At 71.2% G+C, this 15,859-nt stretch carries 14 protein-coding genes; 4 read left to right on the top strand and 10 right to left on the bottom strand.

Features of this window, described 5'->3' with window-relative positions:
* Positions 1-4: 4 nt before the first annotated feature.
* Complete coding sequence (locus ABZZ74_RS00370; RefSeq protein WP_356760602.1) at positions 5-1,234, bottom strand: serine hydrolase domain-containing protein; 1,230 nt, start codon at positions 1,232-1,234, stop codon at positions 5-7.
* A gap of 172 nt (positions 1,235-1,406) precedes the next feature.
* On the opposite strand from ABZZ74_RS00370, the gene ABZZ74_RS00365 reads away from it, so the two are divergent.
* Together ABZZ74_RS00365 and ABZZ74_RS00360 are read left to right on the top strand one after the other, a co-directional pair.
* Positions 1,407-1,844 (top strand): PPOX class F420-dependent oxidoreductase, encoded by a 438-nt coding sequence (locus tag ABZZ74_RS00365; RefSeq protein WP_356760600.1) that lies wholly within the window; start codon positions 1,407-1,409, stop codon positions 1,842-1,844.
* A 151-nt stretch (positions 1,845-1,995) separates the two neighbouring features.
* A complete protein-coding gene (locus ABZZ74_RS00360) occupies positions 1,996-2,406 on the top strand; it encodes a VOC family protein (RefSeq protein ID WP_356761085.1) in 411 nt (136 codons plus the stop codon).
* A 74-nt stretch (positions 2,407-2,480) separates the two neighbouring features.
* On the opposite strand, the gene ABZZ74_RS00355 is transcribed toward ABZZ74_RS00360, so the two are convergent.
* On the bottom strand, positions 2,481-3,821 hold the full coding sequence (locus tag ABZZ74_RS00355; RefSeq protein ID WP_356760599.1) for an MFS transporter: 1,341 nt from the start codon (positions 3,819-3,821) through the stop codon (positions 2,481-2,483).
* Between the two features lie 187 nt (positions 3,822-4,008).
* Positions 4,009-4,674: a TetR/AcrR family transcriptional regulator gene (locus tag ABZZ74_RS00350; RefSeq protein WP_356760597.1), complete on the bottom strand. Its 666-nt coding sequence runs from the start codon at positions 4,672-4,674 to the stop codon at positions 4,009-4,011.
* 143 nt (positions 4,675-4,817) lie between these two features.
* On the opposite strand from ABZZ74_RS00350, the gene ABZZ74_RS00345 reads away from it, so the two are divergent.
* Positions 4,818-5,693, top strand: coding sequence for a shikimate dehydrogenase (locus ABZZ74_RS00345; protein ID WP_356760596.1), 876 nt, complete (start codon positions 4,818-4,820; stop codon positions 5,691-5,693).
* 16 nt (positions 5,694-5,709) lie between these two features.
* Positions 5,710-7,506, top strand: coding sequence for a TIM barrel protein (locus tag ABZZ74_RS00340; RefSeq protein ID WP_356760595.1), 1,797 nt, complete (start codon positions 5,710-5,712; stop codon positions 7,504-7,506).
* Here ABZZ74_RS00340 and ABZZ74_RS00335 read toward each other — a convergent pair.
* From ABZZ74_RS00335 to tal, 7 genes are all read right to left on the bottom strand, one after another.
* Positions 7,493-8,956, bottom strand: coding sequence for a membrane-associated oxidoreductase (locus ABZZ74_RS00335; RefSeq protein WP_356760593.1), 1,464 nt, complete (start codon positions 8,954-8,956; stop codon positions 7,493-7,495). The genes ABZZ74_RS00340 and ABZZ74_RS00335 overlap by 14 nt on opposite strands.
* A 114-nt stretch (positions 8,957-9,070) precedes the next feature.
* A complete protein-coding gene (locus ABZZ74_RS00330) occupies positions 9,071-9,664 on the bottom strand; it encodes a histidine phosphatase family protein (RefSeq protein ID WP_356760592.1) in 594 nt (197 codons plus the stop codon).
* A 7-nt stretch (positions 9,665-9,671) separates the two neighbouring features.
* Positions 9,672-10,550 (bottom strand): phosphogluconate dehydrogenase (NAD(+)-dependent, decarboxylating), encoded by an 879-nt coding sequence (gene gnd / locus ABZZ74_RS00325; RefSeq protein WP_356760591.1) that lies wholly within the window; start codon positions 10,548-10,550, stop codon positions 9,672-9,674.
* A gap of 1 nt (position 10,551) precedes the next feature.
* Positions 10,552-12,204 carry a glucose-6-phosphate isomerase gene (gene pgi, locus ABZZ74_RS00320; protein WP_356760589.1) on the bottom strand — a complete coding sequence of 551 codons (1,653 nt, stop codon included), beginning with the start codon at positions 12,202-12,204 and terminating at the stop codon, positions 10,552-10,554.
* Between the two features lies 1 nt (position 12,205).
* On the bottom strand, positions 12,206-13,132 hold the full coding sequence (gene opcA / locus ABZZ74_RS00315; protein ID WP_356760587.1) for a glucose-6-phosphate dehydrogenase assembly protein OpcA: 927 nt from the start codon (positions 13,130-13,132) through the stop codon (positions 12,206-12,208).
* On the bottom strand, positions 13,129-14,673 hold the full coding sequence (zwf, locus tag ABZZ74_RS00310; RefSeq protein WP_356760585.1) for a glucose-6-phosphate dehydrogenase: 1,545 nt from the start codon (positions 14,671-14,673) through the stop codon (positions 13,129-13,131). Before zwf ends, opcA begins: the two co-directional genes overlap by 4 nt.
* Complete coding sequence (gene tal, locus ABZZ74_RS00305; RefSeq protein WP_356761083.1) at positions 14,670-15,854, bottom strand: transaldolase; 1,185 nt, start codon at positions 15,852-15,854, stop codon at positions 14,670-14,672. The genes zwf and tal overlap by 4 nt, the downstream gene beginning before the upstream one ends.
* Between the last annotated feature and the right edge of the window lie 5 nt (positions 15,855-15,859).

The raw sequence follows: 15,859 nt of genomic DNA, 5'->3' as shown, positions 1-15,859 counted from the left end.
GGGCTCAGCCGGTGACCGCCTCGTGCACCAGGCGCCTGAGGTCCGGGATGACCCCGAGCGGGGTCTTAGGCCGGACCTGGGTCATGAACTGCACGGTCAGTTCGCGGCGCGGATCGACCCAGAAGGTCGTCGAGGCCGCGCCGCTCCAGCCGTAGGTGCCGAGGCTCGACGGGGTCGGGGTGCGGTCCGGGTCGATGACGACGGAGACACCGAGTCCAAATCCGACGCCCTCGTTGTTCGGCTCGTCGTGGACCGGACGGCTGCCGAAGGCGCGCAGGTCGGCGCCGCCGGGCAGATGGTTCTCGGTCATCAGGTCGACCGTCTCGGCCTTCAGCAGACGGACGCCGTCGAGTTCGCCGCGACGGCGCAGGAACTCCATGAAGCGGTGCATGTCGTGCGCCGAGGCCACCATGCCGCCGCTGCCGGACAGCAGACGGGGGCGTCCGCGCAACGGCAGCCCCGGGACCGGCTCGATGCCGCCACCCTCGGTCTCGCCGTACAACTCGGCCAGCCGGGGCGCCTGTTCGTCGGTGACGTGGAATCCGGCGTCGGTCATGCCGAGCGGGCCGAGGACGCGCTCAGCGAAGAACGCGTCGAGCGGCTGCTCCGAGACCACCTCGACAACCCTGCCGAGCACATTGGTGGCCACCGAGTAGTTCCACTCCGTGCCCGGCTCGAACTGCAGCGGCAGACCCGCGTACACGTCGACCGTCTCGGCGAGGTTCGTGCCCGGCACCACCGACGACTCCAGGCCGGCCGCGCGGTACAGGGCGTCGACGGGGTGGGAGTGGTAGAAGCCGAAGGTCAGGCCCGCGGTGTGGGTCAGCAGGTGGCGGATCAGGATCGGCCCGGACGCCGGGCGGGTGCGGACATCGGCCCCGGAGCCGCTCTCGTACACCCGCGGCTCGGCGAAGGCCGGCAGGTACCGGGCGAGCGGGTCGTCCAGTGAGAGCCGGCCCTCCTCGACGAGGATCAGGGCGGCGACGGTGGTGACCGGCTTGGTCATGGAGTAGATCCGCCACAGCGTGTCCGGCTCGACGGGCAGCCCGGCCGCGACGTCGCGCCGGCCGTGGGTGGTGAGGTGGGCGACACGTCCGGAGCGGGCCACGGCCACCAGGTAGCCGGGCAGGCGTCCCTCGTCGACGAAGTGGGCGAGATGCTGGTCCAGGCGGTCCAGTGCCTTCACGTCCAGCCCGGCCTCTTCCGGGTCCACCTCTTGTCGCAGCTGTGCCATCGCTCTCCTCCGAATGCGCTCGTCGGGGCCCGGTGCGGCGTGCCGCGTCACACCGGCCCCAGAACTCATCGTTGCGCAGGAACACGGGCCGGGTCCCCCTGTTGACCGGGATTGATCTCCGTGAGGGAGCGTTTTGGGAATGCGGGCATCCGCCGGACGGGTTGACTGCGGTATGACTCAGGACACACTGCTCGAGCTGCTCTCCGAACACCGTGGCGGAGTGCTGGTCACTCTCAAGCGCGACGGCCGCCCCCAGCTGTCGAACGTCAGCCACCACTACTACCCGGAGGAGGGCATCGTCCGGATCTCGGTCACGGACGACCGCGCCAAGACCCGCAATCTGCGCCGGGACCCGCGCGCCTCCTACCACGTCTCCAGCCCGGACCGCTGGGCCTACACGGTCGTCGAGGGCACCGCGGAGCTCTCGCCCGTCGCGAAGGATCCCCAGGACGACACGGTCGAGGAACTGATCCGGCTCTACCGGGACGTCCTGGGCGAACACCCCGACTGGGACGACTACCGCGCCTCGATGGTCCGCGACGGCCGACTGGTGGTGCGCCTGAAGGTGGATCGCGCGTACGGCATCCCGAAGGGCGCCATCAAGGGCTGAGAGGGCTACGGCATCCCGTAGGGCGCCAACCAGGGCTGAGACGGTCACGCGGTCCTAGGGCTGCGGGCGCAGGGCGCACGACCGATGGCCCGGGGCTCCGGGGCTGCCTAGGCTCACCGGGGAAGACAGCGCAGCTCGGGAAGAGGTCATGATGCCCGTCGACGGACGCAGCCATGTTCGTGTCGCCCGGCCCTCGAGGGATCTCGTGGCCGCCGAGCGGTTCTGGGTCGAGGGGCTCGGGCTGAGCGTGGTGTGGCGGACCGAGGGCGGCTCGGAGGCCGGTGAGCACGATCTGCTCATGGTCGGGTGGCCGGACGCGGGATGGCACCTGGAGCTGGTGCACGAGCCCACCCGGCCGGTGGAACCCCGGCCCACCGAGGAGGACCTGCTGGTCGTCTACGTCGACGGGCCGGTGCCGGAGGAGTTGGTGGACCGGTTGGAGGCGCACGGCGGCAAGCGGGTGTCCTCGCCCAATCCCTACTGGAACCGGTGGGGAGTGACCGTCGAGGATCCGGACGGGTACCGGCTGGTCCTGTGCGAACGGGGCTGGTCCAACGCGTGACCGGGGCCGGACAGGAGTTCGCCGCACGTGCCGGGAACGGAACCCGGCGCGTGCGGCGGTTCGGCGGTGCGGGGTCAGGCCGTGACCGTCTCCGGCTGTGACGCCGACCGGGCCGTGCGCTCGCCCAGCTGCTCCGTCGGGACCTTGTGGGTTTCCCGGGCCGAGAGGGCCGCGATGACCGGCGGGACGCACAGGGCCGCGGTGAAGAGGGCCACCGAGGACCAGTCGGTGCCGTCCGGGCCCGCTATCTCCGCCGCGAAGGTCACCGCGAAACCGGCGACGGCGAAGCCGATCTGGGTGCCGACGGCCATGCCGGACAGCCGGACGCGGGTGGAGAACATCTCGCCGTAGAAGGACGGCCAGACACCGTTCGCCGCGCTGTAGACGACACCGAAGGCGACGACGCCCAGGAACAGCACCAGCGGGTAGTCGCCCGTGGAGATCGCCCACAGGTACAGGAACATGGTGACCGCGCTGCCCACCGCGCCGACCAGGAACACCGGGCGGCGGCCGATCCGGTCCGACAGGCGCGCCCACAGCGGGATGGCGGCGAGCGCGACCGCGTTGGCGAGCGCCCCCACCCACAGCATGGACGAGCGGGACATGCCGACGGAGTCGCTGGTGGCGTAGGCCAGCGCCCACACCGTGAAGATCGTGGAGACCGAGGCGATGAGCGCGCCCCCGATCACCCGCAGCACATCCCCCCAGTGCTCCCGCAGCAGCACGAACAGCGGCATCCTCACGACGCCCTCGCTCGCCGCCTGCCGGGCGAACACCGGTGTCTCCTCGAGGCGGCGCCGGATGACGTACCCGACGACGGCGACCGCGACGCTCGCCCAGAACGGGACGCGCCAGCCCCACGACAGCAGCTGGTCCTCGGGCAGGGCGGCGACCGGGATGAAGACCAGGGTGGCGATGAGCTGGCCGCCCTGGGTGCCGCTGAGGGTGAAGCTGGTGAAGAAGCCGCGCCGGTGCGGCGGGGCGTGTTCCAGGGTCATCGAGTTGGCACTGGCCTGCTCGCCGGCGGCGGAGACGCCCTGCAGGACCCGGCACAGCACCAGCAGGACCGGCGCGAGCGAGCCCACCTGGGCACGGGTGGGCAGGCAGCCGATCAGGAACGTCGACAGCCCCATGAGGATCAGCGTGAAGACCATGATCCTCTTGCGGCCCGCCCTGTCACCGAAGTGACCGAGGAAGAGCGCGCCGACGGGCCGCGCGGCGTACGCGACGCCGAAGGTGGCCAGCGACAGCAGGGTCGCGTTGGCCGGGTCGGAGGCGTCGAAGAAGACCTTCGGGAAGATCAGCGCGGCGGCGCTGCCGTAGATGAAGAAGTCGTAGTACTCCAGGGCGCTGCCGATCCAGGCGGCTGCTGCGGCCTTTTTCGGTTGCCCGACGGCTTCGGCGGGGACGGACACGGCGTTGCTCCTTCGGGGGGCTCCAACGTAAGCGGAGCGAACGGGGAAGGGGAGACGGAGAGGGGGGAGGGAAGAGCGAGCGGGGAGCCGGATCAAGCGGCTAATTAACCCACTGGATAGTTAGTAGCGGTGGGTGGGATGTTGCGCCCGCGTTTCCCGCGTGTCAAGGGGTCGCGCCCCGCGACCCTCAGTCCGCCGTGCGCTCCGCGGTCAGGTAGGCGATCACCATGTCGCCCAGCATGGCGCGGTAGTGCTCGCGCTGCGCCGGGTCCACCAGGTCGCGGCCGAAGAGGGCGCCGAAGGTGTGCCGGTTGGACACCCGGAAGAAGCAGAAGGAGCTGATCATCGCGTGCAGGTCGACGGCGTCGACGTCCGCCGTGAACAGCCCGGACTCCTGCCCGGCGGCCAGGATGCGGCGGATCACGTCGAGCGCCGGGGAGCCGATCCTGCCGAGTTTCCCGGAGGCCGCGATGTGCTCGGCGCCGTGGATGTTCTCGATGCTGACCAGCCGGATGAAGTCCGGGTGCTGCTCGTGGTGGTCGAAGGTCAGCTCGGCCAGCCGCCGGATGGCCGCCACCGGGTCCAGATGCTCGACGTCCAGGGCCTGCTCGGCCTCGCGGATCACGCCGTACGCCCGCTCCAGTACGGCGGTGAAGAGCTGCTCCTTGCCGCCGAAGTAGTAGTAGATCATCCGCTTGGTGGTGCGGGTGCGGGCGGCGATCTCGTCGACGCGGGCGCCGTCGTAGCCGGCCCGGGCGAACTCCTGGGTGGCCACGTCGAGGATCTCGGCCTGGGTGCGGGCGGCGTCACGGATCCGTCCGCCGGGTCGTGCCGGTTCGTCGACGCTGGTCATCGGGTTCCTTCGGGGGGTGGGACCGGTGCCGCAGATTCTAGAAGGCGCCCGGGCGGACGGTACCGGGACCTTCCCTGGGCGCCGGGCGACTGATATAGCTAACGTACTGGTTCGTACATTAACCATCGGCTCAGGAGGTCCGTGTGGCCAAGGACTCGTTTCTCGTCGGACTGATCGGCGCCGGCATCGGGCCCTCGCTCAGCCCGGCGCTGCACGAGCGGGAGGCGGACCGCCAGGGCCTGCGCTATCTGTACCGGCTCATCGACATCGACCGGCTGGGCCTGCCCCCGCGGTCCGTGGGCGACCTGGTGCGCGCCGCCCGCGACCTCGGTTTCGACGGGCTGAACATCACCCACCCCTGCAAGCAACTGGTCATCGGGCACCTGGACGCCCTCGCCCCGCAGGCCGAGGCGCTGGGCGCGGTCAACACCGTCGTCTTCGAGGACGGACGGGCGACCGGGCACAACACCGACGTCACCGGGTTCGCCGCGTCCTTCGCCCGCGGGCTGCCCGACGTGCCCCTGGAGCGGGTCGTGCAGCTGGGCGCGGGCGGTGCGGGCGCGGCCGTCGCGCACGCCACGCTCACCCTCGGCGCCGGTCGGGTCACCGTCGTCGACGCGCTCGCCGAGCGGGCGGTGGATCTGGCGGCGGGGCTGAACCGGCACTTCGGCGCGGGACGGGCCGCCGCCGCCACGCCGGACCGGCTCGCCGACCTGCTCCCCGGCGCGGACGGCATCGTCCACGCCACACCGACCGGGATGGCCGCGCACCCGGGCCTGCCCTTCGCCGCGGAGCTGCTGCGTCCCGGCCTGTGGGTCGCCGAGGTGGTCTACCGGCCGCTGGAGACCGAGCTGCTGCGCGCGGCCCGTGCCGCCGGGTGCGCCACGTTGGACGGGGGCGGGATGGCCGTCTTCCAGGCAGCGGACGCGTTCCGCCTGTTCACCGGCCGGGAACCCGACGCGGCCCGGATGCTCTCGGACATCGGGGAACTGGCGGGCGCCGTCACCGCCCCGAAGTGAAGTGAGGTAGTCGAAGGTGCGTACGTCCATCGCCACCGTCTCTCTCAGCGGATCCCTCACGGAGAAGCTCACCGCCGCCTCCCGGGCCGGCTTCGACGGGGTCGAGATCTTCGAGAACGACCTGCTCGCCAGCCCCCTCGCCCCCGAGGAGATCCGGGCCCGCTGCGCCGACCTGGGACTCGGCATCGACCTCTACCAGCCCCTGCGGGACATCGAGGCCGTGCCCGAGGAGGAGTTCAGGCGGAATCTGCGGCGCGCCCGGCACAAGTTCGAGCTGATGCGGCGCCTCGGCGCCGACACGGTGCTCGTCTGCTCCAGCGTCTCCCCGTCGGCCGTCGACGACGACGCCCTGGCCGCCGAACAGCTGTCCCGACTCGCCGACCTGGCAGGGGAGTTCGGCATCCGCGTCGCCTACGAGGCGCTGGCCTGGGGACGGCACGTCAGCACGTTCGACCATGCCTGGCACATCGTCGCGACGGCGGGCCACCCCTCGCTCGGCACCTGTCTCGACAGCTTCCACATCCTCTCGCGCGGCAGTGACCCCAAGGGCATCGAGGAGATCCCCGGCGAGAAGATCTTCTTCCTCCAGCTCGCGGACGCCCCGCTGCTCGCCATGGACGTGCTGCAGTGGAGCCGCCACTACCGCTGTTTCCCCGGCCAGGGCGGCTTCGACGTCGCCGGGCTGGTACGGCACGTGCTGCGCACCGGATACGCCGGATCCCTCTCCCTCGAGGTCTTCAACGACGTCTTCCGCCAGGCGGAGGCCGGGCCGACCGCCGTGGACGCGCACCGCTCCCTCCTCGTCCTGCAGGAGACGGTGGGCCTGGCCCAGTTGCCCGCCCCGGTCGTCCCCACCGGCGTCGCCTTCGCCGAGCTGGTCACCCCCGACGCCGAGCCGGTCGCCGAGGTGCTGGGCGCCCTCGGCTTCGCCCGCACGGCACGGCACCGCGGCAAGCCGGTCGACCTGTGGCAGCAGGGCGAGGCCCGCGTCCTGGTCAACACCGGGCCCGCAGCCCGCCGCGACGGCACCACACTCGCCGCGATCGGCCTGGAGTCACCGGACCCGGCCGGAGCGGCCCGTCGCGCCGAGGCGCTACTGGCACCGGTGCTGCCCCGCCGGCGGGCGGCCGAGGACGCCCCGCTGGAGGCCGTGGCGGCGCCCGACGGCACGGAACTCTTCTTCTGCGCGACGGACCATCCCGAACTCCCCAACTGGCGCGCCGACTTCGAGGACGTACCCGGCGCCGGACCCGACACGGCCGTGACCCGCGTCGACCATCTCGCCCTCGTCCAGCCCTGGCACCACTTCGACGAGGCCGCCCTCTTCCACCGCGGCGTGCTCGGCCTGTCCGCGCAGGAGAGCGTGGACGTCGCCGACCCGTACGGCCTGCTGCGCAGCCGCGCCGTCACCGCCGCCGACGGAAGCGTCCGTATCGCCCTGTCCGTCGGCCCGGCACCCGCCGATGCCACCGTCCACGCCCAGCACATCGCCCTCGCCACCGACGACGTGGTGGCGGCCGCGCGCCGGTTCCGCGCGGCCGGTGGCGCGCTGCTGCCGATACCGGCGAACCACTACGACGACCTCGCCGCCCGATTCGACTTCGCCGACGGCGAGTTGGAGACGTACCGGGAACTCGGCGTCCTCTACGACCGTGACGCGCACGGCGAGTTCCGGCACTGCTACACCAGGACCGTCGGCCGCATCTTCTTCGAACTCGTCCAGCGCGACGGCGGGTATCGCGGGTACGGCGCCTCGAACGCCCCCGTCCGCCTCGCCGCCCAGCATGCCGCCCGCCGCCTCACTGGCGGCTGACGGTCCGGGTGACGCCGGTGACGACCGTGGTGGCCAGGATCCATCCGGTGATGATCAGGGCGTAGGCGAGGTACTGGTACCAGCCGCTCGGCGCGAAGGCGTCCTCCTGGCCGAAGGAGATCACCGGCAGGAGCAGGTCGAGGGTGTAGAACACCGGGTTGAAGTGCGGGGCCTCCGACGCCTTCAGCGGGCGCGGGTGGTGCAGGGCGTACGCGAGTGAGCCGACGGCCAGCAGCGACAGCAGCCAGACGGCGGCGCGCAGCGGGTGGAAGCCGTAGCCGACGGTGGCGTCCTGGACATAGCCCCAGACGCGGCCGTACCAGGCGCGGGTCGAGCGCAGACGGCGCTGCTTGGCGAGAAGGACGAGCCGGGCGGCGTGGTCGTCGCCGACCCGGCGGTAGGCGGCCGACAACTGCTCGTAGGCGTAAGGGACATAGCCGTCGCCGTCGCGCTCGAGCATGGGCAGGCGGCGCTCGGCGGGCACGTGCGGGGTGAGGGCCGTGTAGGTCAGCTCGCTGACGTACACCTTGCCGGGCAGCATCGCCGGTTCGAGGGTGAGGAGTTCGATGTGGGACCGGCGCAGGTTCAGCGCGCCGTCCACACGGTCACCGCCACGCAGCCAGAGTTCGCCGATCACGCTGCTGCTGGCCCGCAGGGCCGTCCCGCCCGGCCCGGAGAGGCGGGCGTGCAGCAGATCGAGGCAGCCGGGGATGCGGGAGCCCCGGAAGTCCACCCGCCCGCGCGCGGTGAGGCACGCAGCCCGGACGTCGCTGCCCACCGTGAGGTTCTGTGCGTCGAGGGCGGTGCCCGAGGGGTGGTCGAACTCGGTGTCGCGGAAGTTCACCGCGCCGGACACGGACGCTCCGGTGAGCCGGACCTGACCGTGTGCCCGCAGGCCCGGTGCCCACAGGTCGTCCCCGATCGTCACCTGGTTCAGCTGCAGCACCGGCTCCTCGGCGTCGGCGGCCTCGAACGCGCTCCGGTCGACGAACAGCGCCCCGGCCATGTGCGCCCCGCCCAGCCGTACCGGCCCCAGGAACCGGCAGTCCGTGAGCCGTAGCACCCCCTCGACCCGGACCGTCGCCGCGGACAGCCCGGGCAGCACCGAGTCGCTCAGGTTGAGCTGGCGCAGTCGCGCGCCGTACAGCTGCGGGACCTCCTCGAAGTGGCAGTGGCTCAGCCGGACCGCGTGGTCGGTCGTGCCGTACCGCAGGTCGAGGACGCCGGTGATCCGGGCGCCGTCCACCTTCAGCGCGGCTATCTCACCCGGCTCCTCGGGCCCGTTGAGCAGCAGGGCCCGCAACACGGCCGCCCGCAGCGTCCGTTCGGGTCCCCACCGCATGCCCTCGGCCGGGTCCTCGTCGTTCCCCGTACCGAAGTCGACCGCTTCCCCCGTGGCGAACGCCCGCCACACCCGCCGCTCGGCCGGCGTCAGTTCGTTGATCTCCACAGGGCGGGACTCTAACGCCCCCACACGACAGCGGCCCGGGCCACGACACCAACGCGTCCGCTCGTCTGCGGTGTTGAGCGAGCGCGGAGGCGGGCGTGGTCCGGGCCGGGAGGGTTACGGCCGGGTGTTCCACTCGGCGACGACCGGGCGGCCGTGCTCGGTCGACAGGCGGCTGACCGTGCCCGTGGAGAGCTGGAACAGCCGTCCCTCGGCGGGCGGCAGGCCCAGTCGGCGGGCGGTCAGGACGCGCAGGAAGTGGGCGTGCGCGACGAGGATCACGTCTCCCGAGCGGTTGGCGAGGGCGGCGTCCACCCGGGCCAGCACCCGGTCGGCGCGGTCGCCCACCTCGGCCGGGGACTCGCGCGGGTGGCCGTCGGGGCCGGGCGGGACACCGTGCAGCCACAGGTCCCAGTGCGGGCGGGTGCGGTGGATCTCGACGGTGGTGACGCCCTCGTAGGCGCCGTAGTTCCACTCGTGCAGGTCGGGTTCGACCTCGAGCGAGGGGATGCCCGCGAGTTCGGCGGTGCGTATCGCGCGGCCGAGCGGGCTGGTCAGGGCGAGTGCGTAGGTCCGCTGGGAGAGGAGTGGAGCGAGGGACTTGGCCTGCTCCTCACCGTGCTGGGTGAGGGGCAGGTCGGTGAAGCTGGTGTGCTGTCCCGACACGCTCCACTCCGTCTCGCCGTGGCGGACCAGGAGAAGGTCCCCCACGGCCGGACTACTCCTTCGACTCGACGGCGTGGCCGCCGAACTGGTTGCGCAGCGCCGCGACCATCTTCATCTGCGGGGAGTCGTCCTGGCGGGAGGCGAACCGCGCGAAGAGGGAGGCTGTGATCGTCGGCAGCGGGACGGCGTTGGCGATGGCTGCTTCCACAGTCCAGCGTCCCTCTCCGGAGTCCTGCGCGAAGCCCTTGAGCTTGTCGAGGTGCTCGTCCGCGTCGAGGGCGTTGACCGCCAGGTCCAGCAGCCAGGAACGGATGACCGTGCCGTCCTGCCAGGACCGGAAGACCTCGCGGACGCTGTCCACCGAGGCGACCTTCTCCAGCAGCTCCCAGCCCTCGGCGTAGGCCTGCATCATGGCGTACTCGATGCCGTTGTGGACCATCTTCGAGAAGTGCCCGGCGCCGACCTTGCCCGCGTGGACATAGCCGTACGGGCCCTCCGGCTTGAGCGCCTCGAAGATCGGGTGGAGCCGCTCGACGTGCTCCTTGTCGCCGCCGACCATCAGCGCGTAGCCGTTCTGCAGGCCCCACACACCGCCGGAGACACCCGCGTCGACGAAGCCGATGCCCTTGGCGCCCAGCTCCTCGGCGTGCTTCTCGTCGTCCGTCCAGCGGGAGTTGCCGCCGTCGACGACCGTGTCGCCGGGGGAGAGGAGGGTGCCGAGTTCGTCGACGACGGACTGGGTGGCGGCGCCGGCCGGGACCATCACCCAGACCACGCGCGGCGCTTCCAGCTTGTCGACCAGTTCGGCGAGGCTCGTCGCGTCGGAGAGGTCGGGGTTGCGGTCGTAGCCGATGACGGTGTGGCCGGCGCGGCGGATCCGCTCGCGCATGTTGCCGCCCATCTTGCCGAGACCGATCAGTCCGAGCTGCATGTCAGTTGCCTTCCTTCAGGTCGCGGTAGGCGGCCACGAGTGCGGTGGTGGAGGGGTCGAGGCCGGGGACGTCGGCGCCCTCGGTCAGGGCGGGTTCGACGCGCTTGGCGAGCACCTTGCCGAGCTCGACGCCCCACTGGTCGAAGGAGTCGATGTTCCAGATCGCTCCCTGGACGAACACCTTGTGCTCGTAGAGGGCGATCAGCTGGCCGAGGACCGACGGGGTCAGCTCGCGGGCCAGGATGGTCGTGGTGGGGTGGTTGCCCTGGAAGGTGCGGTGCGCGACCTGCTCCTCGGGCACACCCTCCGCGCGCACCTCGTCGGCGGTCTTGCCGAAGGCCAGCGCCTGGCCCTGCGCGAACAGGTTGGCCATCAACAGGTCGTGCTGCGCCTTGAGTTCGGCGCTCAGTTCGTCCACCGGGCGGGCGAAGCCGATCAGGTCCGCCGGGATCAGCTTGGTGCCCTGGTGGATCAACTGGTAGTAGGCGTGCTGCCCGTTGGTGCCGGGCGTGCCCCACACCACCGGTCCGGTCTGCCACTCCACCGGACGCCCGTCACGCTGCACCGACTTGCCGTTGGACTCCATGTCCAGCTGCTGCAGATACGCCGTGAACTTGGAGAGGTAGTGCGAGTACGGCAGCACGGCGTGCGACTGGGCGTCGTGGAAGTTGCCGTACCAGACGCCCAACAGGCCGAGGATCAGCGGGGCGTTGGCCTCGGCCGGGGCGCTCCGGAAGTGCTCGTCGACGATCCGGAAGCCGTCCAGCATCTCGCGGAAGCGGTCCGGGCCGATGGCGATCATCAGGGAGAGGCCGATCGCCGAGTCGTAGGAGTAGCGGCCGCCGACCCAGTCCCAGAACTCGAACATGTTGTCCGGGTCGATGCCGAACTCGGTGACCTTGCCGGCGTTCGTCGACAGGGCGACGAAGTGCTTCGCGACCGCCTTGTCGTCGTGCAGACCGTCCGGGCCCTCCAGCAGCCAGGAACGGGCCGAGGTGGCGTTGGTGATCGTCTCGATCGTGGTGAACGTCTTGGAGGCGACGATGAACAGCGTCTCCGCCGGGTCCAGGTCGCGCACCGCCTCGTGCAGGTCGGCGCCGTCCACGTTGGACACGAAGCGGAAGGTCAACTCCCGTGCCGTGAAGGCCCGCAGCGCCTCGTACGCCATCGCGGGGCCGAGGTCCGAGCCGCCGATGCCGATGTTGACGACGTTGCGGATCCGCTTGCCGGTGTGGCCGGTCCACCCGCCGGAGCGGACCCGCTCGGCGAAGCCGCTCATCTTGTCCAGCACGGCGTGCACCTTCGGCACCACGTTCTCGCCGTCGACCTCCACCACCGCGTCGCGCGGGGCGCGCAGGGCGGTGTGCAGCACGGCGCGGTTCTCCGTGGTGTTGATCCTCTCGCCGCGGAACATGGCGTCCCGCAGCCCGAACACGTCGGTGGCGGTGGCCAGTTCCCGGAGCAGGGTCAGGGTCTCGTCGGTGATCAGGTGCTTGGAGTAGTCGATGCGCAGATCACCCACGCGTACGACGTACCGCTCCGCGCGCCCCGGGTCGGTGTCGAACAGCTCCCGCAGCCGGGGTTCGCCCTGGGCGCGGTGGTCCTCCAGGGCGGTCCACTCGGGACGCCGGGTGAGACTTGGGGTGTCGGACATGTCAGACGGTCTCCTTCAAGCTCTCGCCGCGCAGGGCGATCGCGTACATCTCGTCGGCGTCGAGGCGGCGCAGCTCCTCGGCGATGAGCTCGGAGGTGGTGCGGACCTTCAGGGCGAGGGTGCGGGAGGGCTGGCCCGGCAGGGACAGCGTGGCCAGCGGGCCCTCGGGGCGGTCGATGACGATCTCGCCGTCGGTGGTGCCCAGGCGCACGGCGGTGACGACCGGGCCGGCCGTGACAACACGGTCGATCCGCACGTTCAGTCGTGCCTCCAGCCAGCGCGCCAGCAGCTCGGCGGCGGGGTTCTCGGCCTCGGCCTCCACCGCGCCCGAGATGATCTGCGCCCGCGCCTGGTCCAGGGCGGCGGCCAGCATCGAGCGCCAGGGCGTCAGCCGGGTCCAGGCGAGGTCGGTGTCGCCGGGCGCGTAGGAGCGGACCCGGGTCTCCAGGGCCTCAAGGGGGTTCTCCACGGCGTACAGGTCGGTGATCCTGCGCTGCGCCAGCGCGCCCAGCGGGTCCTTCGAGGGCACCTCGGGCGCGTCCACCGGCCACCACACCACGACGGGCGCGTCGGGCAGCAGCAGCGGCAGCACGACCGAGTCGGCGTGGTCGGACACCTCGCCGTAGGTGCGCAGCACGACCGTCTCACCGGTGCCGGCGTCGGAGCCCACGCGCACCTCGGCGTCGAGCTTGGAGGCGACGCGGTCGCGCGGGGTGCGTGCCTGCCGCCTGATGACGACCAGGGTGCGCGAGGGGTGCTCGTGCGAGGCCTCCTCGGCCGCCTTGATCGCGTCGTAGGCGTTCTCCTCGTCCGTGACGATCACCATCGTCAGGACCATGCCCACGGCAGGCGTACCGATGGCGCGGCGACCCTGCACCAGCGCCTTGTTGATCTTGCTTGCCGTGGTGTCGGTCAGGTCGATCTTCATGGCCTGCGCCAGCTCCGTCCGTCTCGTGCGAGCATCTCGTCGGCTTCCTCGGGTCCCCAGGTGCCCGAGGCGTACTGCGCGGGCTTGCCGTTCTTCGCCCAGTACTCCTCGATCGGGTCGAGGATCTTCCAGGACTCTTCCACTTCCTGGTGGCGGGGGAAAAGGTTGGCGTCGCCGAGCAGTACGTCCAGGATGAGCCGCTCGTACGCCTCGGGGCTGGACTCGGTGAAGGACTCGCCGTAGGCGAAGTCCATCGACACGTCCCGGATCTCCATCGAGGTGCCCGGGACCTTGGAGCCGAACCGGACCGTCATGCCCTCGTCGGGCTGGACGCGGATGACGATCGCGTTCTCGCCGAGCTCCTCGGTGGCGGTGGAGTCGAAGGGCGAGTGCGGGGCGCGCTGGAAGACGACCGCGATCTCGGTGACCCGGCGGCCCAGCCGCTTGCCGGTGCGCAGATAGAACGGCACGCCCGCCCAGCGGCGGTTGTCGATGTTCAGCTTGACGGCCGCGTAGGTGTCGGTCGTGGAGGACGCGTCGATGCCGTCCTCCTCCAGGTAGCCGCGGACCTTCTCGCCGCCCTGCCAGCCCGCCGCGTACTGCCCGTGCACGGTGTGGGCGCCGAGGTTGTCCGCCAGCTTCACGGCCTTGAGGACCTTCAGCTTCTCGGTGAGCAGCGACTCGGCGTCGAAGGCGGCCGGCTCCTCCATGGCCGTCAGGGCCATGAGCTGCAGGAGGTGGTTCTGGATGACGTCACGGGCGGCGCCGATGCCGTCGTAGTAGCCGGCGCGGCCGCCGATGCCGATGTCCTCGGCCATCGTGATCTGGACGTGGTCGACGAAGGACCGGTTCCAGATCGGCTCGTACATCTCGTTGGCGAAACGGAGCGCCAGGATGTTCTGGACGGTCTCCTTGCCGAGGTAGTGGTCGATGCGGAAGACCTGGTCCGGCTCGAAGACGTCGTGCACGACCGCGTTCAGCTCACGGGCGCTGGCGAGGTCGCGGCCGAACGGCTTCTCGATGACCGCGCGCCGCCAGGCGCCCTCGGGCGCGTTCGCCAGGCCGTGCTTCTTCAGCTGCTGGACGACCTTCGGGAAGAACTTCGGCGGCACGGAGAGGTAGAAGGCGAAGTTGCCCCCGGTGCCGCGGGAGGCGTCCAGTTCCTCGACGGCCGACTTCAGCTGCTTGAAGGCGGTGTCGTCGTCGAAGTCGCCGGGGATGAACCGCATGCCCTCGGCGAGCTGCTGCCAGACCTCCTCACGGAACTCGGTGCGCGCGTGCTCGCGCACGGAGTCGTGCACGATCTGCGCGAAGTCCTCGTCCTCCCAGTCCCGGCGGGCGAACCCGACGAGCGAGAAGCCCGGCGGCAGCAGACCGCGGTTGGCCAGGTCGTAGACGGCCGGCATCAGCTTCTTGCGGGAGAGGTCACCGGTGACGCCGAAGATGACCAGGCCGGAGGGGCCGGCGATACGGGGGAGGCGCCGGTCGCGGGGGTCGCGCAGCGGGTTCTCCCAGTCGACGGTGGCAGGGATCTCGGTCATTCCGCCTCTACTCCCTTGCTGTCCGGGGACTTGCTGTCCAGGGACTTGGCGACGGCCTCCAGCAGGTCCTGCCAGGCCGTCTCGAACTTGGCGACACCCTCGTCCTCGAGCTGCTGCACGACCTCCTCGTACGAGATCCCGAGGGCCTCCACGGCGGCCAGGTCGGCGCGCGCCTGCGCGTAGCCGCCGGTCACCGTGTCACCGGTGATCCCGCCGTGGTCGGCGGTGGCGTCGAGGGTGGCCTCCGGCATCGTGTTCACGGTGCCCGGGGCGACCAGCTCGTCCACGTACAGGGTGTCCTTGTACGCGGGGTCCTTCACGCCGGTCGAGGCCCACAGCGGGCGCTGCCGGTTGGCGCCGGCGCCGGCGAGGGCGGTCCAGCGGTCCGACGACCGGGACGGGTCGCCGGCGGAGCCGAACACCTCCTCATAAGCCTGGTACGCCAGTCGCGCGTTCGCCAGCGCGGCCCGGCCCTTGAGGGTGGTCGCCTCGGGGGAGCTCAGGCCGGTCAGCCGCTTGTCGATCTCGGAGTCCACGCGGGAGACGAAGAAGGAGGCGACCGAGTGGATGGCCGCGAGGTCGAGACCCCTGGCCTGCGCCTTCTCCAGACCGGCGAGGTAGGCGTCCATGACCTCGCGGTAGCGCTCCAGGGAGAAGATCAGCGTGACGTTGACGCTGATGCCGAGGCCGATGACCTCGGTGATCGCCGGGAGGCCGGCCCGGGTCGCCGGGATCTTGATCATGACGTTGGGCCGGTCGACGAGCCAGGAGAGCTGCTTGGCCTCGGCGACGGTGGCCTTGGTGTCGTGGGCCAGACGCGGGTCGACCTCGATGGAGACCCGGCCGTCCCGGCCGCCGGTCGCGTCGTACACGGGCCGCAGGACGTCGGCGGCGGCGCGGACGTCGGCGGTGGTCATCATCCGTACGGCCTCTTCGACCGTCACGCCGCGCACGGCCAGGTCGGCGAGCTGCTCCTCGTAGCCCTCGCCGGAGCCGATGGCGGCCTGGAAGATGGACGGGTTGGTGGTGACGCCGACGACGTGCTTGTCGCGGACGAGTTCGGCGAGGTTGCCGGTCTCGATGCGCCCGCGCGAGAGGTCGTCCAGCCAGATGGAGACGCCTTCGTCGGTGAGGCGCTTGAGTGCTCCCGCGGTGGCGGTTGCTTCGGTCATGGTACTGATCATCT

The organism is Streptomyces sp. NPDC006476 (assembly GCF_040612015.1).
GTDB classification, from domain to species: Bacteria; Actinomycetota; Actinomycetes; order Streptomycetales; family Streptomycetaceae; genus Streptomyces; species Streptomyces griseorubiginosus_B.
Note: the sequence above shows the minus strand (reverse complement) of the source record. Positions and strands in the feature narration are given on the sequence as shown.